Raw genomic sequence first — 20,703 nt, 5'->3', positions numbered from 1 at the left:
TGAATTAGAATTTAAATAAAAAGTTAATTCCGTAACTTCTTGATGATGGATACGATACATCCTCTATACCAGGTACAATATTACTTCCTTGTAAAGCTAATGTCTCTGGATCAAAATGTGGATTTGAAGAAGGAGTCCATAAAGCTAAATTTCTTCCAACTAATGAAATTCTTAAGCTTTCCATTCCTAATTTTTCAGCAAATGAATTAGGAACATTATATCCGAATTTCACTTCTCTTAATTTTACATAAGTTGCATCTACAATTCCAGTTTCTTGATTACTTTTTCTATTGTATAATGGTTTATAGTATGACCACCACCCTATTGCATCAGCACTAGTTAAAGGTTGATAAGAACCATCTGGCATTTCTTTTACTCCATCAGGAACAATGTCTTTATAGTCATTTCTATCAAGTGAACCTTCTAAGTTACCTGCGTAAGTACCTACTTGTTTTGTTCTTGATATTAAAGTTCCACCTTGTTTCCAGTCAACTAAAAAAGAAAAAGAAAAACCTTTATAATTGAATGAATTATTAAAACCTACTGAAAAATCAGGATTATAATTACCTAGCAACTTTAATTCATCTTCAACTATAGGAGCACCATTTTTATATATTATTTTTCCGTTATAACGTTTAAATCTTCTTCCATACATATTACCTAGCCTTTCCCCTTTTCTTGCTTGAATAAAAACTTTTGATCCTTCAGCAGAATACACAGAAGCAAAATTTGTGGTTAATACATCACCAGTACCCTCAGGTAACTCTAAAACTTTACCAACATTTTTTGTGAAGTTTATGCTTGATGCCCACTGGAAGTTATCAGTTTTAATAGGCTTAACAGTAACTAATGCTTCAATACCTTGATTTTGAATTTTACCTCCATTAATTACTTGTCGTTGATACCCTACTGTATTTGATATTGGAACACTAATAATTTGATCTTCTGATATTGATTTATAATAAGTTACATCTAAATTCAATCTATTCCCAAACATTCGTATATCTGTTCCTACTTCATAAGAAGTAATTTGTTCTGGTTTCAAGTTCTCATTTAATAAAACATTTCCTCTACTTAATGTTCTATTCCCTGCATATGGAAGTTGATATTGGTATGGTGTTTTTAAATTATAAGGTTCTGTATCATTACCTACTTTTGCCCATGACGCTCTTAATTTAAAAAAGTTAAATGCCTCTGGTAATTCAAAAATATCACTCATAATTGCACTTAATGATGCTGATGGATAAAAATAGGAGTTATTATCTTCTGGCAATGTTGAAGACCAATCATTACGAGCTGTGATATCTAAAAAAAGTTTGTTATCAAACGACAATCCTACAACTCCATATATACTTCTAATTTCTTTTTCTAATTTATATTGATCAGTAACTAAAGGCAGTGCTGAATTTTTTAAATTATAAATTTCTGGAATTACTAATTTATTAGCAACATTAGATAAAAAATTAGCTTCTTGTTGCATTATATTTCCTCCGAAATCAACACTCAATCCAAAAGAATCATTAAGGTCTTTCTTATATGATAATAACACATCAGTATTTACTTCTTTAAAATCTACTCTTTCATCTTTATAAGCTCCGTTTAAAAAGCGTTGAGTGCTATAAGCTCTTTTTGATTCCCGCTTATCAGCATAATAATCCATACCACTTCTTGCTTGTAATTTTAAATTATCAGTAAATTGGTATTCTAACTTTATATTTCCTAAAATTCTATGCTTGTCAAATGAATTTGTATTTTCATTTAACATGAAATATGGGTTATCATGCCATGCATAATTATAATTAAACTGCTCTAAGCCTTCATAACCTCTTTGCCAGTATTCTTTTAATGAATTTGTATTTACAGTTCTTCCATACCATGTAAATATGTACATTGCAGACTCAGAACCGTACCCAGAGCTTGGACGGTTATTACTTTTTGAATTAATATAATTAGTTTTTAATGAAAGTTTCATTTTATCAGTTACATCTACGCTTCCATTAACTCTAAATGATTTTCTAGTTAAGTCTGTATTAGGAATTATACCTTGGTTATCTAGTAAGCCTAAACTAAATAGAATATCTGATTTTTCTCCTCCAAAACCAACTGATGCTCCTATAGTAGAGGTATAACCTGTTCTAAAAAAATCTTTAACATTATTAGGTTTTGCTTCAAATGGTGTTGCAATGATATCATTAGGTGCTGTACTTGGTGAAATTATTCGTCCATCAGCATCTCTAACCCAACCTCTAGCAAAAATATCTCCAGCTCTTAAGCCATTAATTGTTGGGCTATCAAATTGTGTTATTAGTTGTCCATTTGCAAGTGGACCCCATGAAACATCCTCTTGATCATTAGAACCTAATGAATTATTTAAACCATCTACATATTTAAAATCTCCTGCCCAACCTTGACCGTATTTATTTTGGTATTTAGGCAAACGTAAAACACTTTCCATTGTTAAACCTGTGTTTACAGAAACTTGTAGTTTTTTGTTCCTTCTTACAGATTTTGTATTGATTAATATAACTCCATTAGCACCACGAGATCCATATAATGCTGTAGCACTTGCACCTTTTAAAACACTCATGCTTTCAATGTCATCTGAATTAATCTCAGCTGCTCCATTTCCGTAATCAACTTCTTGCATTTCACTCCCTCCTGTGTTCTGCATAGTACTTAAATACGTTCTATTATTAATAGGAATACCATCTACAACAAATAGAGGTCCATTTTTACTCGAATTTAAAGACACTTCCCCACGAATAACAACTCTTGATGAAGATCCAACCCCTGATGATCCATTAGTTATTTGTACACCAGCAATCTTACCGTTTAAAGTATTTACTAAATTCGTTTCTTTTGCTTCATTTAATTCCTTTGGCTTTAGAGTAGATACCGAATATCCTAAAGATTTTTCTTCTTTCTTAATACCTAGTGCAGTTATAACAATTTCATTTAACTGCTCAGACAGTTGTTTTAAAATAACTGTTTCAATATTTTTAGTTTCTCCTGGAGAAATAGTAATATTTATTATCTTAGTTTCATATCCTATAAAAGAAATACTTACAACTAAATTTCCTGGTTTTACATTGTCAATTTTGAAATTTCCATCAAAATCTGTGTTTGAACCTTTTGCTGTGTTTACAACCTTAACACTTGCTCCTGGTAATGGGTAAGTTCCATCACTTACAACTCCTTTTATGGAGGCATTTTGTGCATAAAAGCTTATACTTACTATAAAAGTAAATATTGTTAATAATAATTTTCTGTTAGCCATCTTGTTTTCTTTGTTTACAATAGTTAAAAAATAACACCACAAATCAACATTTTTTTTATTATTTGTAAATATTTTTTATGTTAAGAAAACTTTTACGAATCGATACTATTATGTAATTTTTAAGTTAACTATGTAAAGTTTTATAGTATGACTATACTTAAATAATAGGCTAAATATTTAATAGCAAATGATTAAACTAAAAATGGCTACTCATATAAATATGAATAGCCATTATTTAAAACTAAATTACTGGTGACTTACTTTTTTATTGTTTGATAAGACTTTTATATACTGTTTCTCTCATTTCTTTTGCTGAAATAAACCAACCGCCATATTCTTTTTTGTAGTCTTTAATTATAGTTTCATCTTTTGAAATATCTTCCAATGTTTTTCCTTCTTCTATAGCTTTAGCTATTCTGTCTCTTACGGTAGTAAGCATTTTAACATATGTCTTTAATTCATTTTTAGTAGCTATACTTCTATGTCCAGGAATTATTTTTGTTTTATCATCTGCTAATAATAACACTTTGTTAGCTGATGCTATATAACCATCAATACTTCCACCATTATCTAAATCTATAAACGGGAATTTTCCTTGAAAATAAGTGTCTCCCATATGTATAATATTACTGGTCATAAAGTAAACATGTGCATCACCATCAGTATGTGCATTATGAACATGTGAAATAAGAATATCTTCACCATTTAAGTGTAACATCATATCTCTTGAAAATGTCACTATCGGTAATTGTTTTTCTGCAGACGGCTGTACTGTCCTCCCCCTAACTACCTGAACTTTTTGCATTCTTTTACGTACATTTTCATGTGAAAATATTAATGCCCCTTTATCTTTAAAACTACTATTACCACCAGTATGATCTCCATGCCAATGGGTGTTTACCAAAAACTTAATAGGTTTATCAGTTATTTTTTTTATTGCTGCTATTATTTTACTTGACACTTGTTTAAACTGACTATCAATCATAAACACTTCTTTATCAGAAATGAATATACCTATATTTCCTCCCATACCTTTTAACATGTAAATATTATCTGTTAATTTATGGGGTATTATTTGAATCTCTTTTTTTTGTGAAATTCCCTTTATACTTATAAGTAGTATCAGTAGAAGAAGTATTCTTTTAATTTTAATCATTTCCTTAATAGTTTATGCTTTACAATATATGGTTAAAAAACTAGTTCTTTTTTTAGTTATTTAGACTAAATAAATATTATTTTTGTGTTTTTTACTACCCTTCAAATGATAAAAAAAACTAAAACTACTTTTAATACTATTCTTCAAGAAGAAAAAGTATATAATAATTGTGGAATTTATTCAAAACACTACTCGATTAGTCAAAAATATGGCAAAGGAACATTAGTTAGTCATTCTTTTGACGGACTTTTTATTGAATACTTTCACGGAAATTTTAATGAAAATTATATTTTTGAGTCTAAACCTCTTGTTAATACGTTAGAGGTATCAATATTAACTCAAGGTGGAAAAATAATTAATTGTAAACATACTGGTGAAGATTTGGTACATGAAGAACAGGAAACATTCTTATCTTTTTCTGAAAATCTCAACGGATTTGTAAAATATTATAAAAATGTAGTAGTAAGAGAAGTAAAAATTAAACTTTTTTATGAGTTTATAAAAAAGCATCAATTAATCAGTTTGTTTTCTACAGTACAAGAGTCAACTAATAAAAATAATTGTAATAGTTTTATTATTCCTATTTGTGATAAAACTCAAAATATTTTGACTGAACTTTTAACTGATAATAGAGTGGGTATTTTGAAACGTTTATTTTTAGAAGCCAAAGTATTAGAGCTAGTATCATTACAAGTTGAACAACAAAAGAAGGAAAATAATGGTACTGAAAGCTTAGTGAAAAAATTATACACAGTTAAAAGTATAATTTCTTCTAATTTAAATGAACAATTTTCTATTAAAAAATTATCAAAAAAGGTTTTATTAAATGATACTGTATTAAAAAAAGAATTTAAACGTATTTTTAATAGTACTATTTCAGAGTTTTCAACTTCCATGAGAATGAATAAGGCTAAAGAGTTGCTTTTACATACTACCAAACCTATTTATGAAATATCAGATATCGTTGGTTATAAAAACCCCACTCATTTCTCTGCTGCTTTTAAAAAAAATAGTAGTTTAACACCTAAGCAATACAGAAACACTTATTGTGAGGTTTAACATATTGTTTTTATTTAACCACTTGTTTTAATTTTCTTTTTTGTGCATTAATAATTAATTCCATTCTTCTTAAATCTTCCGGTTGCATGTTTAAACAAGCATCAACCCAAGTATCAGTTATATCTAATAATTCTTTCTTTTGTAATGGAAATACCTTCTTAATGTTTTTATAATGACAATATTTAAAATTAAAACTGCTATTGTTTTTTTTTATATACTTCACAATAGTTTGCATTCCCTCCTCTTCTTCAATACTATCTAGCAATGCATATTCTTCCATATCTTTAGCGGTATACACTTTACCACTATATAATATTTCTGTGGCTGTTTTAATGTTTAATTTCCTGCATAAAAAACTATAAGCTCCCATTCCTGGAAAAAGGTTAAACTTGTTTTCTGGTAAGCAAAACTTAGCTTTTGTATTTGCTAAAATTATATCATGTGCTAAAACACATTCAAATCCTCCACCATATGCATTTCCTTCAACAAGAGTTATATTTAAAACAGGTAAATTAAATGATGTATAAATATTATAAATGGCATCTATACACAAATAAGCATACTCTTCTAATTTTTTCTTTTCTCTATTTTTAATACTTTTAAAAAAGAAAGGTAAATCTCCTCCTAAATTATATACTTCTTGGTGACTAGATGATGATACAATATATTTTAAGGGATATGATTTATCAGAAAACATTATTTGAAGATCTTTAGAAAATCTTTGAAATTCTTTTAAGATAGCTAATGAAAAATTAGGAATTCCTTCTGTTTTTATTTTCCACAACACCAATTCATGTTCAGGAAAATAATTTACTTCTATATTTTTATATTCATTTAACATTATCAATTCTTTTTATGCTTTTTGTTTGCTTAACCATGCTTCATCTCGATATTCTCTTGCTTTTTTACCTCCATCAAGATGATTCCAACCAGGAGGCATAAAAACGTATTTAACTTTATCTAATAACTTAGGTGCTTTAACTACATCTGACCATAATTCTTTCCACAATAAAAACTGTACATGCCATATGTTTTCGCTATCTAACTTATCATGCATTATTCCATATAAAATTTGCTCATCTTTTAATTCAGTTTGAAATGTTCTAAAAATTCGATCCCAAATACTAAATGTTTCTCCGTAATTTCTATCTAAATAAATATGGTTTTTTGCATGATGCACTCTATGTACAGAAGGGGTTATAAATATTTTTTCTAACCAATACTGTTTGCCCATAAATTTTTCACTTAAATGTGAATATGTAGCATACAAACGTGCAATAGGCTCAATAATAAAAATCATTAGTGGATGAAAACCTAGAATAGGAAGCCATATGAAATTAAAAGGAGTAAAAACAAAGTCGAAAATAGAGCCTCTAGCAACCACTGTTAAATTCATATCTTCTGCAGTATGATGAACTCCATGTATACACCATAAAACTCGAACTTTATGGCCTAAAAAATGAATAAAAAACACTGTAAAATCATATAATAAATACCCTACAATCCACACATACCACTCAAAATTAAGATCAAAAAAACGATGTTCATATAGCCAGAACATGGTACCAACAATCATAACTTTTGAAAGTAAAAAATAAGGTATACTTTGAATTAAATATGATATTATACTTACAATTCCTTCTTTTTTACTTTCAACGTAATTTGTTATTATAAGTATTCCCCATTCAACTAGCATTAATATAAGTACTATTAAACTCATATGTTGTAGTTGGCCTACCATGGTTTCAATGGATAATAAATTCATAATTATTTATCTCTTTTTTTTGAAAAAGTATTTTTTAAAAACGTACATATTTGATTTAAAGCGGCTTTTGAAGCTTCAGTTTCTTTTAAAGCATTTAGCACAATAAAATCATGAATAGTCCCCCCATAACGAGTAGATATTACTGGTACATTTGCTTCTCTTAATTTTTTAGCATACGATTCTCCTTCATCTCTTAGTACATCATTTTCAGCAGTGATTATTAATGCTCTTGGAAGTCCTTTCAATTCTTCTTTTGTAGCTTTTAATGGTGAAACAGTAGGTAGATTTCTAAGCTCCATTTGAGGAGCATAAGAGTTCCAAAACCAAATCATTGCATCTCTAGACAAATAATGCCCTTTTGAAAACTTTTCATAAGATTGTGTATTAAAATTAGCATTCGTAACTGGGTATAATAATATTTGTGCTAATAAATTAGGACCTTTTTTATTTTTTGCCATCATAGCAACTACCGTAGCCATATTACCTCCTACACTGTCTCCGCATACAATAATATTACTTGAATCTAACTTATTCTTTTTTCCTTCCTTTTCCAACCATAACAATGTAGCGTACCCTTCTTCATTTGCTATTGGATATTTTACCTCTGGTGCTCTAGAATATTCAACAAAAACAACGGCAACCTCAGCTTTTAAAGCAATATCAGCTAACAGTCTTTTATGAGTAGAAAAACTATTTAAAATCCATCCACCACCGTGAAAATAAACAACTACCGGTAACCGTTTTCGCTTTCTTTTTTTAGGCCTTATTATTTTAATGTTTAATTCTCTATCTAAAAATGGAATTGATTTATGTTCTATAAACACATATTGATTGACAGACACCTCTTTTTGTAAATCTTCCATAGCTTGCCTTGCTATATTTAAAGGAAGTTCTTGAATAGGTGGCCCTTGATATGCATGAATGGTTTCTAAAAAAATTTGCACTACTGGATCTAAACCATAACTACCAGCTAAATTCACTTGACTAAAAGAGTTTACACTTTTTAAAACAAGCAATAAAACGATTAACTTAATTTTCATTTTTTGTAGTTTTATTTAATTGCTATTTGTTTCTCATTTAACTCTTCTACTCTTTTTTGTTTAATCGCTTCTTGAATTATATTTTTAAACCACAAAACAGTAAATGTTATTAAAGTAAATACTACTATAATTGCTAGTATTTTCAATTGATGAGACTGTTGAGAGTATCCAAAAAACAGGATTCCCCAGTAAATTACTACCCATTGAATAAAATAGAAAGAAGTAACGTTTTTGCTAGCATATTTTATAACTGAAAATACTTTAGGGTTAATATGCTTTACAATGATATTTCCAAACCAAATTAATAGAAGATTTATTCCCATTAATACAATGGTTCCTCCAGGTCCTAAATGGTAGTAATCTCCAAAGTGATATTCATAGTTTATATAGCATAATCCTCCTCCAAATAAGAGCATTCCTAATCCGTATGGTAACATTTTACCAAACATAAAACGTAAGTCATAGTTTTGTTCTTTGTACCACATACCAAAGAATAAACCTATTAGAATAAACGACATCCATGGGAACACTGGAAAGTAAACATTATAGGTTTTTGCCCATAATAAATCACATATATAATCGATACCTATAATATCAAACCTGAATCCACTAACTGCTCTTGATGTTAGCATTATGATTAACGCTAAAATTAAAGCGGCATATTTATTTTTAATTACTTTAATGATAATCCCCATAATTATTAAAGATATACCTGCTAATTGTAATATGTCACCTAACAGCGTATAAAAAATATAGTTTTTAGGATCTCCTGGAGTTAATCCATTAGCTTTTATAAAATCTTCTGGAAAACCTCCAAATACGACCATAGGAATTATAAATCGCATAAGATTTAACAGGTATCCTAGCATTAAAATTCGTATTCCTCTAATAAGTATTTTTTTCATACTTAGATTTCCTGAGAAAACAAATGATAACCCCATTACTACTAAAAACATTGGAGTTCCTTTTTCTGCAACTTGAATTATTTTTCCTAGCATGCTAGTATTCCAAGTATCCATTGTAGAATACACAATCATTACATGTACAGGTATCATTAATAATACACTTACTCCACGTACAAAATCTATTGCTTCTACTCTTTTATTATTTTTTGTTTTTGCTTCCATTATTATTGTTTATGCCAGCTTATTTTTTTTGATATTGGTTTTCTTTTTCTATTTACTTTGGGTAAATTTTCTTTTAGATATCCCATATAAAAAATTCCTAAGCACTTTTCATTTTCTTCAAGTTTTATTGAATTATTTATATAATTTATAGTTGCTTCTCCAGTATCCCAATAACTACCAATATTAAGACTTGTACAGCTTAACCACATATTTTGTACTGCACACGAAATAGCGGCTACTTCCTCCCACTCTGGTAATTGAAATCTACTACTTGGTTGAAATATCAAAACCAATAATGTGGCATTCTTAGGATATGTTTTTGTTTCTTCAAATCGTTCTGTAGAAAATTGTTCATCATCATATAACTCTCTGTAATAATTTGCCATATAGTTTCCTAAACTCTTATGATGCTTTCCTTCTAAAACTACAAACCTCCAAGGTTGTGTTAGTTTATGTGTTGGTGCCCAAATACCATTGTTTACAATTTCTTCAATGGTACTCTTTGCTATTTTCTTATCTAAAAAATCAGTTGCATAATGACTTCTTCTTTTTTGAATAACCTTTGTTAACTCTTTAAATAACATAGTCTACTTAGCCTCTATTAGTACTTCTTTTTTAATATCTTTATTTACATACTTAGCTATTGGGTTCTTTAAAACTCCTTCCAATTTTAAACTTTGAATTGGATCAGCTAAACTTAGCATTTGTTTTGTATTAGATAATTGTAACCTATTCAAACAACATCTATCAAACTCTGGTACAAAAAGGTTGTACTTTTCAAATTTTGTGGTCAATTCTGGGTGTTCATTTTGATAGTCATAAATACAATCTGCTACCAATTCCCAAAAATTATCTTCTAAAAAACCTCCATAGGTTTCTAACTGTTGTGCCATAAACCTGAAAATACAGTCAAATACATCTGTAAAAATGGACAGTACTTTCATTTTATCTGTTGTTTTTGTAAATAACCTATCTGCATGTTCTGGTAAATGTATTTCTTCATTGAAAACAATTACTTCTTCCGTAATGTCTTTCATTAATACATAAACAGGTACTTGATTTTCTAATACTAGTATTAAATTTTCACCATGAGGCATAAACACCATTTCATATTTATAAAAACAATGTAACAATGGGCTTAAGTACGCTTTTAAGTACTTCTCTATCCACGTATTTACATTCAATTTTGATGCTTTTATAAATTCAACCAATAAAGAAGTCCTAGAATAATCTACATGTAATAATGCTGCCATTGTTACTACTTCTTGATCTGAAGTAATTTTAGTGTACGGACTTTCTCTCCAAAGAGCTGATAACATTTTATTATGAGGGTTTGTTTTACCCAATGCCTCATAGTAATGATTATGATACCCAACCGTAGCTACCTCACCTAACATAGTAAAACCATTTGTAGTTAAATACGTATCATCTTTTAACAGGTTATTTATCCATTTCGTTATATGAGGTGTACTTTTCATATAATATGGCGAAAGTCCTCTCACAAACCCCATGTTTAAAATAGATAAAGCAGTTTTTGTATATAGCTTGTTTGGATGAGTTTTATTAAATAAAGTTCTTATAGATTGTTGAGCAGAAAACTCGTCATCACTCTCACCTAAGAAAACTATATTTTGGTTAGCAATATCACCTGCAAAAACATGTATTAACTTATTGTTCCATTGCCATGGGTGAACAGGCATAAATACATAATCTGTAATATCTAAATCTAGACTTATTAATTTTTTATTAAATAATTTAAGCTTATTCTCTCCCAACTCACTTCCTAATAACTTCCTGTATCCAAACTCTTCAGTAGCTGTATAAGTAGCATATTTTTTATGACCCGCAATCCAGTAAATTTTAAAAGGTTTATCTGTTTCTGGTGCATATTTTTCGTAATCATTTATATTAAACCCTATTCTACCATTATTTGCCACAAAACAAGGATGTCCTTCAATCATAGCATGTTCAATTTCTTGAAAACTTTTATAGGCTAATTCTTTTGATGAAAATTTTTGTTTTTTATATTTATATGCTGAACTAATTAATGTACTTGTAATTTCTTCTAAATAAGTAGCTAGAAATCCATTAGGTATTTGAAGTTTCTTTTGAAACTCAGTAATAAACCGTATAGCATCTACAGTCTCTTCTTGTTCATTTATATACTTTTGAATACTTTCCACCTCTATATACCAATGATCTAGCTCAAATTTTCTGGCATCAAAGTAATAGGTATGTTTACCATTATCTGAAGTAATACTATACGTATTGAAAATTTCTTTATTAGTATGTTTTTTAGGGATAAAAATAAGCTCGTGAGAAAATTCACTGATCGCTTTTTTTACCAATAATTTATTTACAATACTCCAAGTTTTAGGCTCTATATATGATATTGTTGAATCCATTATTTCTCTGTTAATTTTATTAACGCTTTTTTATAAGTTTCTCTAGTACAAAAAGCTAAAGCGGCTATTTTACTTGCCAGTTTTATTTCATGTTGATATACAAAACCAGCTTTCTTATTAAGTATATGTATTTTGGTATTATGTACATCTGGCTCTACCACTACTCTTTCTACATAAGGCAAGCTGAAAAAATAATTGATGATTGTAGAAAATACATACCATGTAAATTTTGGTATTCTTTGTTTTACCGGCGCTACCAGAATATGCATACCATAATCATTTAAATGAGCATGGTAGTGTTTTCCAATTATATCTTCTGAAGCTTTATAACGTTCCATTAGAAATATAGGCTCATTATCTAACATTCCAATATAAGTATGATGGTGAGGGTTCTTTTCTATTTCATAATAAGCCTCATATACTTCCTCTTTTGTAGATGTTAACATACCCCAATATTTTGCATGAGGATTAGTAATCCATTTATATATAGTATCAATATCCTTATCAAGATGTATTGGACGTAATGAAATAACACCTACATCTAGTATATCTCTACTATAAAGTTGCTGTTCAATATGCGTTGTCATTATACTTCTTCTAATTGATTTTCTTTTTTAAATACTGCTATTGGATTTATTAAATTCCCAGCAAATTGAAGTAATACAACGGGGTCATCTAAATCTATCATTTGCTTATTATTATTTAACTGTAGTCTATTTAAACAAGACAACTTAAATGTATCAGCAAATAAATCATATTTTTTAAACTTGTCGTTAAACTGAGGATTCGCATTTTGGTATTCTTGTAAATTCTCAGCAACTAGTTTCCAAAAACTTTGCTCTGAAAAACCAATATGCTCTTCAAGTATTGGAGTTAAAAACCTAAAAAAACCATCAAAAATATCTGTGAAAATTGAAAGTAATTTAACATCTTCTGGAACAGGAGCATACATTCTCTTTAAGTGTTCAGGTAACTCAACATTTGGATTTAAAATAACTGCTTCTTCTGTTATATCTTTTAATAGAATTTTTACTGGTTTATTGTTTTCTAAAACTAAAATTATATTCTCTCCATGAGGCATAAAAACTAAATCGTATTGATAAAAACAATGCACTAATGGACTTAAATAAGCCTTGAAATAATCTTTTAACCAATTTTCTATTGTTAACCCAGAGCTTTTTATAATTTCTGGTAATAAAGCCTTTCCATATTGATCTATATGTAGTAAAGCAGCCATAGTTATTGGCTTTTGATTTTCGGAAATAGCCATATAAGGGCTTTCTCTCCACAATGAAGCTAACATCTTATTATAATCGTTATGAACTCCGAATTCTTCAAAATAAGAGTTTACATAACTTACAGAACCTATTTCACTTAACATTTTAAATCCTGTTTCTTGAATAAATGGATCATTGTAAAGTAAGTTTTCTAACCAAACAGCCATTTTAGGAGCCGTTCCTAAATAATATAAAGGTAAGCCTCTCATAAAGCCCATATTTAAAATGGAGAGTGCGGATTTCGTATAAAACTTTTTTGGATTAGTTATATTAAAAAGTGTTCTTATTGATTGTTGTGCTAAATATTGATCAGGACCATACCCTAAACATAATAAATCTCCTTTTGCTATTTCAGGGGCAAATATGGTAGCCAACTTATTAAACCACTGCCAAGGATGAATTGGTATAAATAAGTAATCATCAGAATTATATCCTTTTTCAGTAATAAGCTCATTAAAATGATTAATAGTATCAATCTCTAACTCTTGCTCTATTAATTCCTTATAAGGCAGTTTTTCAATAGCTGCATAAACTGCTTTTGCTTTATGGCCTGCTAACCATAAAAGTGAAAATGAATTTCCTGCTTCTGGAGCATATGATCTATAATCACTACTATCAAAACCAATACGTCCATTGTTAGCTACAAATCCAGGGTGTCCTTCGGTCATAGATTGCTCAATTGTTTGAAAATCGGCTGCTGCAAGTTCTTTAGCACTTGGATTTCCTTTTACAATTTTAAAAGCACTTCCATATAATGTACTTATGATTTCTTCAAGATACACCGGCATCTTTTCATTATCTATTCCTAAAGTTGATTTAAATTCTTTAATAAATAAAATAGCATCTAATTCTAGTTCTACACCACTTTCAGTTTTAACAATTGTTTCTTCATTTATCATTAAATGACTTAAAGCCAATTGCTTTGCTTCAAACCTATACTCTATTGCTTCATTATCTGTTTTAACTAGGTATTGATTCCATCCATTCTTTAATGATGAAACTAATGTTGGTGTTATTAGTAATTCATGAGAAAATTCACAAATTGCTTTTTTAACCAATAACTTATTTGACTGTTGCCAAACTTTTGGTTGTATATGTTTTATAGCTTGTTGTGGTGATACCACATTATCTAATGTATTCATTGCACTACGTTTTGAAGGTGTAAATAACTTTATGTGTTTACTATATGTTTGTCTATTTAAAAAAGCTAACTGTGCTGTTTTATGTGGTAATTCAACAATTTTATTTAAAGTGAAACCTATTCTTTGACATAAGGCAAACATTTTTTTATTACGTATATCTGGTTCAACCAGTATTCTTTCTATATTCTTATTAGAAAAAATAAAATCCATAATACATTGAAACATATACCAGGTAAAATGATCAATTTTAGGAAGTTTTGGAGGAGCTATTATAATATGAACCCCACAGTCTGTACTTTTAGAACTATAATAATTCGTTATACTATCTTTTTGTGGATTGTATCGTTCTAAAACAAAAGCTATTTCATTATTAAACTCTCCTACAAAAACATCATAATGTTCAGGTTTCATTAACTTTACATACTCCTCCTCTACTTCTTTTAATGAAGTATTTTGCATTCCCCAAAAAACAGCATAATCTTTATTTACCCAGTTATGAAGTATAATGCTATCTTTTTTTATATCAAATGCACGAATTGTAATTGTTCCTAAATCAGGAATACTCTTTGTAAATAGTGTCTCTTTTTTCATATTTAAGAAGCTTTAACAATGTTTTTGGGTACAGAAACTAATTTAAAAATGAAAATGTATAACACAATTGTTACTATAAAACCAGACAAAGCAATTATAAAAGGTAAGCGTAATCCGAAGTTTTCAACAACTAAACCAACACTTAATGACGCCACTAAAACTCCTAAATTTTGAAAAAAATGAACCTTACTATAATCTAATGCATACGATTCGGGAGTACTCATTTCAAATAATAAAACATCAAATTTTACTACTCCTTGAAAAATAGCCCATCCGTAAATAATTCTTCCTACAATAACTACACTATCTAATGGTATTCCTTGTAAAAACAAACCTACTAAACCTATAAGTAAAGCCATTATAATGCCTTCATATCCATTCGATTTTTGCTTATTACTAATCCATAATGCTATTAATGCTACAAACCCTGGTATGGCATAAATTGTACCTGATATTAATTTTGAATCATAATTAGAAAAACTTTCCCAATACATTGAAAAGAATGGTCGTATTATAAAATCACTGAAATAAAGAATCAACGTTAGCAACCCAATTTTTAATATCAATCCATTTGATAGTGAGTTTTTTTCTTTTTTATTCTCAGCTGAAATTATAACAGTAGTATTAAACTTTTTACTTTTTAATAAATAAGCGCTCATCAACATTTGAATAAAATCACCAAGTGCCATAATTAAAAATATTGAACTAGGATCAATATAATCAACTGTAAAACCTCCAATTACGGCTCCTAGGATTCCGCCCAAGTGAACAATTACAGATAATAAACCAATAGTTGATACATGCTCTTCCTTTTTAATTATTTTAAGTATATATGGATATACTAATAAATAGCTACCTTTAAACAAAACCATTATTAATGACACTATCCAAAAACTTATATAAGAACTCGTCCAATAACAATAAAGTGCTAAAACACCAGCTATAGCTTGTGTGTAAATTAATATTTTAAGCTCAGCTACTTTTTTTGATATATATGCCCAAAAAGGAAACGCTATCATTACCATAAAACAAATTGCAGCAAAATAAAAACCTACATTCTCTGGATTGGTCATTCCGAAACGAATAGCAAAAAACTGAGGATAAAATGGGTGTAATAAATAATCACTTACTACCGCTATAAACGTCATTAGAATTAAAAATGATTTCAACTTCATTCGACTACTACATTTAACGGTTTTTCTATTTCCTCCTCTTCATGTACACCGAACTGTTGAAAAGCGATACTTGTTTCAACTGGGTAATATTCTTTGCCTGTTATCTCTTTTATTATATATGAATTTCTATAGCAAGCCATACCTAAATCTGGAGTAACAAAACCATGAGTATATAGCTCAACATTTTGCACAAAAATCTCATTATGGTTTTTATCTATACTATAATTTCTATGTACATCATAACGCCCCTTATTATCCCATTCTAATCTATTTGAAATACCTTCTATAAACTCTGGTAACTTGTAATAATACCCTGTTGACAAAACCAGACCTTCTGTGTTAATTTTAAGATATTTATCCTGCTCTACTTGATGTAACTCTAAAAGAGTTTGATTTTCTTTTACAATTGTGTTTTTAAGCTCGGTATTAGTTCTTAGTGATACCTTTAAAGGTTTTTCAGAATACGATCTTTTAGTATATAATAAATCATGAATATCATTAATCAAATCTTGATTTATACCTTTGTATAAATGCTTTTGATTTTTAATCAAATCATCTCTTTTCTCTGATGGTAAATTGTAGAAATAATCAACATATTCAGGAGAAGTCATCTCTAAAGTAAGTTTAGAATACTCTAATGGAAAAAATCTTGGAGATCTTGTTATCCAGTTCAATTCATATCCTTTAGTATCTATATCCTGTAATAAATCATAAAATATTTCTGCAGCACTTTGTCCACCTCCTACTACTGTAATTGATTTTTTAGTTTGTAATTCATCTTTATGATTCAAATATTTTGATGAATGTGTAGCTCTATCTTTTAATTTTTTAGCACAGTTAGGAATGTATGGTTGCGTACCAGTTCCTAAAACAATTTTCTTAGCTTTATAAGTTTTAATTTCATCTGTTTTAGTACATTGACTTGTAACTACATAAACTTCTTCTTCTTCGTTAAAATGAATATTCTTTACCTCAGTATTAAAATAAATATTAGGTAATTTATTTATTGCCCATTGACAATACTTATTATACTCATTTCTTAATAGCAAAAAGTTTTCACGAATGTAAAATGAGTATATTCTTCCTTGTTCTTTACTATAATTCAAAAAACTAAATGGACTTGTTGGATCTGCTAATGTTACTAAATCTGCCATGAAAGGAATTTGTAACGTGGTACTTTGTAACATCATACCAGGATGCCAATCAAATCTCTCTTGTTTATCTAAAAAAATCCCTTCTACTCCATCAATTGGATCAGTTAAACAAGCTAAACCTAAATTAAATGGGCCAACACCAACTGCTATAAAATCTAATATTTCTTTCATTTTAATTATTTATTGAATATTCTTCTCCTTTTTGTTTGATCATATTTAAAATTTCACGGAGATTTTTAACTGAATTCATAGGGTTTAATAGCGTAAACTTTAAATAAATATTCCCCTGTAGTTTTGTACTTGCTATTGAAGCACTACCTGATTTAAATAATGTGTTTTTGATGTATAAGTTTGTAGCATCATGCACTTTATTATCAGTTTCATTTAATACTTTATATCTAAATACAATTGTGCTTAACTCAGGTACATGAACAGTTTCAAATAGTATATCTTTCTTTATTTCATGATAAATAGTAACTGCTAAAAAATGTACTTTTTCTAAATATGAAGCTATGGTTTTTGCTCCCAATGTTTTTAATGTAAACCAAACTTTTAAAGCATCAAATCTTCTTGTAGTTTGAATAGACTTCTCTATTAGGTTTGGTCGTTCAGGGTCTTTATCTTCTAGTGGGTTTAAATAATCAGCATAATATGACACATATTTAAAATGCTCTTTGTTTTTAACAAGATAAGCACTACAAGAAACAGGTTGAAACATAGTTTTATGAAAATCAATAGTTATAGAATCTACTGATTTCATATTTTCAAAATAATGTTTATGAGTATCAGTTAACACAAAACACCCACCATAAGCACCATCAGCATGCAACCACATATTATGCTCTTCTGCTATAATTGAAATTGTTTCTAACGGGTCAAAACTTCCATAATCTGTTGTACCTAAAGTAGCAACTACAGCAATTGGAATATTACCTTCTTGTTTAACTTTTTCAATTGCTAATACTAATTCATTAGCATCCATTTTCATTTCACTATCAGTTTTTATTGCGATAACTGAATCATATCCCATTCCCAATAAAGCTGCATTCTTTTTAATGCTAAAATGAGATTTTTCTGAGCAAAAAATCCTAAACTTACTTACTTCATTAAACCAACCTTGCTGTTTTAAGTTAACTCCATAATTTGCAAAAGCATAGTTATCTCTTGCCATTAATAAAGCCATAAAATTTGATTGCGTTCCTCCACTGGTAAAAATACCATCAGAGTTAATTGGCATTGAAAACTCATTACATATCCAACGAATAACTTCTTGTTCTATAAATGTTGCTGAGGTACTTTGATCCCAAGTTTCAACTGCTGTATTTATAGTTGATGCAATAGTTTCTGCTAATATTGAAGGAATAACTACAGGGCAGTTTAAATGGGCTACATAATTTGGACTATGAAATGATATTGCATTATCTATATAAAGTTCGTTAAGAGATTCTAATGCTTCTTTAAATGTATATGTTTTATCGTCAATCTTAGCATCTATTTTATGTTGCTTGATTGCTGTTATATTATCCCCTTTATAAAAAGTTTTTCTTTTATAAAATTCTTTTAAAACATTGTTTATTGATATAGTGTACTCTTCTATTTTCCCAAATGACTCATCACTTAATATTCCTTCATAAAGTGATGAATCAACGAGTACGGGGGTTTCGTCTAGTGTCATTTATTTTTATTTAGTCTTAATAATAGTTAAGACAAAATTATGACGTTAGTAATAGTAAAAATGACGAAAGTGTGATAAAAAATGACGTGAAAAGTTATAGTGCGTTCTTATACGTACTTATAGCTCTTTCTCTAGCAAATTTATGTTCTACTATAGTATTTGGATACGTTAATTCATTGAAATCAATAATCCACTTATTAATATAAATTAACTCTTTATCAAACTTTTTTAATTGTGTTTCCGGATTGAAAACTCTAAAATAAGGTGCAGCATCGCAACCAGTACCTGCAGCCCATTGCCAATTACCATTATTTGATGCTAATTCATAGTCTAATAACTTTGAAGCAAAATACGCCTCTCCCCATCTCCAATCAATTAACAAATGCTTACATAGAAAACCTGCAGTAATCATGCGAACCCTATTATGCATATAACCGGTGGCATTCAATTCTCTCATACCTGCATCTACCATAGGATATCCAGTTTCTCCTTTACACCATTTTTCAAATTCTTCTTTATTATTCCTCCATGGAATAGCATCATATTTCGATTTAAAATTTTGAGTAACCACCTTAGGAAAATGATATAAGATTTGCATAAAAAACTCTCGCCAAATTAATTCACTTAAAAAAGTACTATTAGTTTTTAAAGCATGAATAACCATTTTACGAATACTAATCTGACCAAATCTCAAATAAGGTGATAAATTAGAAGTTCCTTGTATAAAAGGATAATCTCTTACTTCTTCATAATTAGATAAGTTATCTATAGAGTATGGTTTTACTTTGATATTACTTATAGTAAAACCCAAGCTTTCAATACTTGGAAAAGTAATTTTAATTGATAAATAATTTTTATAATATTCATTGCAATCAAAATATTTAGTATTATTTTTTGTGTCGAATTTTTTTAACCATTGATTTTTATAAGGAGTATAAACAGTATAAGGAGTATTATCTTTTTTAAGAACTTCATGTTCTTCAAAGATAACTTGATCTTTATACGTATTAACTTTAATATTGTTTAGCTCTAATAAATCAGTTACTTTTTGATCTCTTTTAAGCGCATAAGGTTCATAGTCTTTATTAAAAAAAACGCTTTCAATGTCATATTCCTTTATTAATTCTTTCCAAACTAAAAATGGATCACCTTTCTTTATTTGAATAGAGCTTCCCAAAGCATTTAATTTTAGCTGAATTTCTTTTAAGGAATTATATATAAAAGTTATTCTAGCATCATCTTTAGGTAATTTATCTAAAATCTCATCATCAAAAATAAATATAGGCAATACTAATTTTTCAGCTTTCAAAGCATGATATAAAGAGGTATTATCATCGAGTCTCAAATCTCTTCGAAACCAATGAATAGAAATTTTATTGTTCATTAAATAATGTCTCTAATGTTTTAAAACGATGTTCAAAAATAGTAGTTAATTGTTTTTTAATAAATATTTTCTGAGCAATTACTCCTAAAAAACCAAAAGGTATTTTATACGATATTTTATCATTCATTACTGTTTTACCATTAGGTAATTCTTTAAACCAATGTTCATGATGCCACATTTTATAAGGACCGAAGCGCTGCTCATCAATAAAAAAATCTTGTTCTTTTACTTGTGTTATTTCAGTTACCCAATTTTGTTTTATACCTGGTAAAATTCCTACTTTATATGTAATTATTTGACCAGCATATGCTTTTTTATCTACAGATGAAGTAATTTGAAACCCCATATGTGAAGGTGTAATTTTTTCTAAGTTTTCTGGAGAACTAAAAAAATTCCATGCTTCTTTTAAACTTACATTTAAAACTTGTTCAGTTTCTAATGTATATATTCCGGAGTGCTCTTTAAATTCTAACATT

The 20,703-nt window shown here is 28.7% G+C and carries 16 protein-coding genes; 1 reads left to right on the top strand and 15 read right to left on the bottom strand.

Annotation, left to right across the window (positions count from 1 at the left end; genetic code table 11):
- Nucleotides 1–4: 4 nt before the first annotated feature.
- Nucleotides 5–3,277 (bottom strand): SusC/RagA family TonB-linked outer membrane protein, encoded by a 3,273-nt coding sequence (locus DS884_RS13400; protein WP_113787085.1) that lies wholly within the window; start codon nucleotides 3,275–3,277, stop codon nucleotides 5–7.
- Nucleotides 3,278–3,542: 265 nt separating this feature from the next.
- The gene (locus DS884_RS13395) at nucleotides 3,543–4,433 is read right to left on the bottom strand and encodes an MBL fold metallo-hydrolase (RefSeq protein ID WP_113787084.1); all 891 of its coding nucleotides are present in this window, start codon (nucleotides 4,431–4,433) and stop codon (nucleotides 3,543–3,545) included.
- A 105-nt stretch (nucleotides 4,434–4,538) separates the two neighbouring features.
- Between DS884_RS13395 and DS884_RS13390 the strand changes: the two genes are divergently transcribed.
- A complete protein-coding gene (locus DS884_RS13390; protein WP_093871106.1) occupies nucleotides 4,539–5,492 on the top strand; it encodes a helix-turn-helix domain-containing protein in 954 nt (317 codons plus the stop codon).
- Nucleotides 5,493–5,502: 10 nt separating this feature from the next.
- On the opposite strand, the gene DS884_RS13385 is transcribed toward DS884_RS13390, so the two are convergent.
- From DS884_RS13385 to DS884_RS13325, 13 genes are all read right to left on the bottom strand, one after another.
- The gene (locus DS884_RS13385) at nucleotides 5,503–6,333 is read right to left on the bottom strand and encodes a crotonase/enoyl-CoA hydratase family protein (protein WP_093871105.1); all 831 of its coding nucleotides are present in this window, start codon (nucleotides 6,331–6,333) and stop codon (nucleotides 5,503–5,505) included.
- 12 nt (nucleotides 6,334–6,345) lie between these two features.
- Nucleotides 6,346–7,257, bottom strand: a complete 912-nt coding sequence (locus DS884_RS13380; protein WP_199488215.1) for a sterol desaturase family protein — start codon at nucleotides 7,255–7,257, stop codon at nucleotides 6,346–6,348.
- Between the two features lie 2 nt (nucleotides 7,258–7,259).
- Complete coding sequence (locus tag DS884_RS13375) at nucleotides 7,260–8,297, bottom strand: alpha/beta hydrolase (RefSeq protein WP_113787083.1); 1,038 nt, start codon at nucleotides 8,295–8,297, stop codon at nucleotides 7,260–7,262.
- Nucleotides 8,298–8,308: 11 nt separating this feature from the next.
- Nucleotides 8,309–9,424, bottom strand: a complete 1,116-nt coding sequence (locus tag DS884_RS13370) for a heparan-alpha-glucosaminide N-acetyltransferase domain-containing protein (protein WP_113787082.1) — start codon at nucleotides 9,422–9,424, stop codon at nucleotides 8,309–8,311.
- Nucleotides 9,425–9,426: 2 nt separating this feature from the next.
- Nucleotides 9,427–10,008 (bottom strand): nitroreductase, encoded by a 582-nt coding sequence (locus DS884_RS13365; protein ID WP_113787081.1) that lies wholly within the window; start codon nucleotides 10,006–10,008, stop codon nucleotides 9,427–9,429.
- Between the two features lie 3 nt (nucleotides 10,009–10,011).
- Nucleotides 10,012–11,829: an IucA/IucC family protein gene (locus DS884_RS13360; RefSeq protein ID WP_113787080.1), complete on the bottom strand. Its 1,818-nt coding sequence runs from the start codon at nucleotides 11,827–11,829 to the stop codon at nucleotides 10,012–10,014.
- The gene (locus tag DS884_RS13355) at nucleotides 11,829–12,416 is read right to left on the bottom strand and encodes a GNAT family N-acetyltransferase (RefSeq protein WP_113787079.1); all 588 of its coding nucleotides are present in this window, start codon (nucleotides 12,414–12,416) and stop codon (nucleotides 11,829–11,831) included. The genes DS884_RS13360 and DS884_RS13355 overlap by 1 nt, the downstream gene beginning before the upstream one ends.
- Nucleotides 12,416–14,839 carry a GNAT family N-acetyltransferase gene (locus DS884_RS13350; protein ID WP_113787078.1) on the bottom strand — a complete coding sequence of 808 codons (2,424 nt, stop codon included), beginning with the start codon at nucleotides 14,837–14,839 and terminating at the stop codon, nucleotides 12,416–12,418. Before DS884_RS13350 ends, DS884_RS13355 begins: the two co-directional genes overlap by 1 nt.
- Nucleotides 14,840–14,841: 2 nt before the next feature.
- Entirely contained in the window at nucleotides 14,842–16,014 is a 1,173-nt protein-coding gene (locus DS884_RS13345) for an MFS transporter (RefSeq protein WP_233487160.1), read from the bottom strand.
- Nucleotides 16,011–17,339, bottom strand: a complete 1,329-nt coding sequence (locus DS884_RS13340) for a lysine N(6)-hydroxylase/L-ornithine N(5)-oxygenase family protein (RefSeq protein ID WP_093871097.1) — start codon at nucleotides 17,337–17,339, stop codon at nucleotides 16,011–16,013. The genes DS884_RS13345 and DS884_RS13340 overlap by 4 nt, the downstream gene beginning before the upstream one ends.
- Nucleotide 17,340: 1 nt before the next feature.
- On the bottom strand, nucleotides 17,341–18,843 hold the full coding sequence (locus tag DS884_RS13335) for a pyridoxal phosphate-dependent decarboxylase family protein (protein WP_113787077.1): 1,503 nt from the start codon (nucleotides 18,841–18,843) through the stop codon (nucleotides 17,341–17,343).
- Between the two features lie 94 nt (nucleotides 18,844–18,937).
- Complete coding sequence (locus tag DS884_RS13330) at nucleotides 18,938–20,227, bottom strand: cryptochrome/photolyase family protein (RefSeq protein ID WP_113787076.1); 1,290 nt, start codon at nucleotides 20,225–20,227, stop codon at nucleotides 18,938–18,940.
- Nucleotides 20,217–20,702, bottom strand: coding sequence for an SRPBCC family protein (locus DS884_RS13325; protein WP_093871094.1), 486 nt, complete (start codon nucleotides 20,700–20,702; stop codon nucleotides 20,217–20,219). Before DS884_RS13325 ends, DS884_RS13330 begins: the two co-directional genes overlap by 11 nt.
- Between the last annotated feature and the right edge of the window lies 1 nt (nucleotide 20,703).

Origin of the sequence: Tenacibaculum sp. E3R01, assembly GCF_003318185.1 — a bacterium.
In the GTDB taxonomy this organism is placed as follows: domain Bacteria; phylum Bacteroidota; class Bacteroidia; order Flavobacteriales; family Flavobacteriaceae; genus Polaribacter; species Polaribacter halocynthiae.
Note: the sequence above shows the minus strand (reverse complement) of the source record. Positions and strands in the feature narration are given on the sequence as shown.

Coding starts and splice junctions, on each gene's coding strand:
- DS884_RS13400 (WP_113787085.1), bottom strand. CDS start 3,277: ATGGCTAACAGAAAATTATTATTAACAATATTTACTTTTATAGTAAGT.
- DS884_RS13395 (WP_113787084.1), bottom strand. CDS start 4,433: ATGATTAAAATTAAAAGAATACTTCTTCTACTGATACTACTTATAAGT.
- DS884_RS13390 (WP_093871106.1), top strand. CDS start 4,539: ATGATAAAAAAAACTAAAACTACTTTTAATACTATTCTTCAAGAAGAA.
- DS884_RS13385 (WP_093871105.1), bottom strand. CDS start 6,333: ATGTTAAATGAATATAAAAATATAGAAGTAAATTATTTTCCTGAACAT.
- DS884_RS13380 (WP_199488215.1), bottom strand. CDS start 7,257: ATGAATTTATTATCCATTGAAACCATGGTAGGCCAACTACAACATATG.
- DS884_RS13375 (WP_113787083.1), bottom strand. CDS start 8,297: ATGAAAATTAAGTTAATCGTTTTATTGCTTGTTTTAAAAAGTGTAAAC.
- DS884_RS13370 (WP_113787082.1), bottom strand. CDS start 9,424: ATGGAAGCAAAAACAAAAAATAATAAAAGAGTAGAAGCAATAGATTTT.
- DS884_RS13365 (WP_113787081.1), bottom strand. CDS start 10,008: ATGTTATTTAAAGAGTTAACAAAGGTTATTCAAAAAAGAAGAAGTCAT.
- DS884_RS13360 (WP_113787080.1), bottom strand. CDS start 11,829: ATGGATTCAACAATATCATATATAGAGCCTAAAACTTGGAGTATTGTA.
- DS884_RS13355 (WP_113787079.1), bottom strand. CDS start 12,416: ATGACAACGCATATTGAACAGCAACTTTATAGTAGAGATATACTAGAT.
- DS884_RS13350 (WP_113787078.1), bottom strand. CDS start 14,839: ATGAAAAAAGAGACACTATTTACAAAGAGTATTCCTGATTTAGGAACA.
- DS884_RS13345 (WP_233487160.1), bottom strand. CDS start 16,014: ATGAAGTTGAAATCATTTTTAATTCTAATGACGTTTATAGCGGTAGTA.
- DS884_RS13340 (WP_093871097.1), bottom strand. CDS start 17,339: ATGAAAGAAATATTAGATTTTATAGCAGTTGGTGTTGGCCCATTTAAT.
- DS884_RS13335 (WP_113787077.1), bottom strand. CDS start 18,843: ATGACACTAGACGAAACCCCCGTACTCGTTGATTCATCACTTTATGAA.
- DS884_RS13330 (WP_113787076.1), bottom strand. CDS start 20,227: ATGAACAATAAAATTTCTATTCATTGGTTTCGAAGAGATTTGAGACTC.
- DS884_RS13325 (WP_093871094.1), bottom strand. CDS start 20,702: ATGTTAGAATTTAAAGAGCACTCCGGAATATATACATTAGAAACTGAA.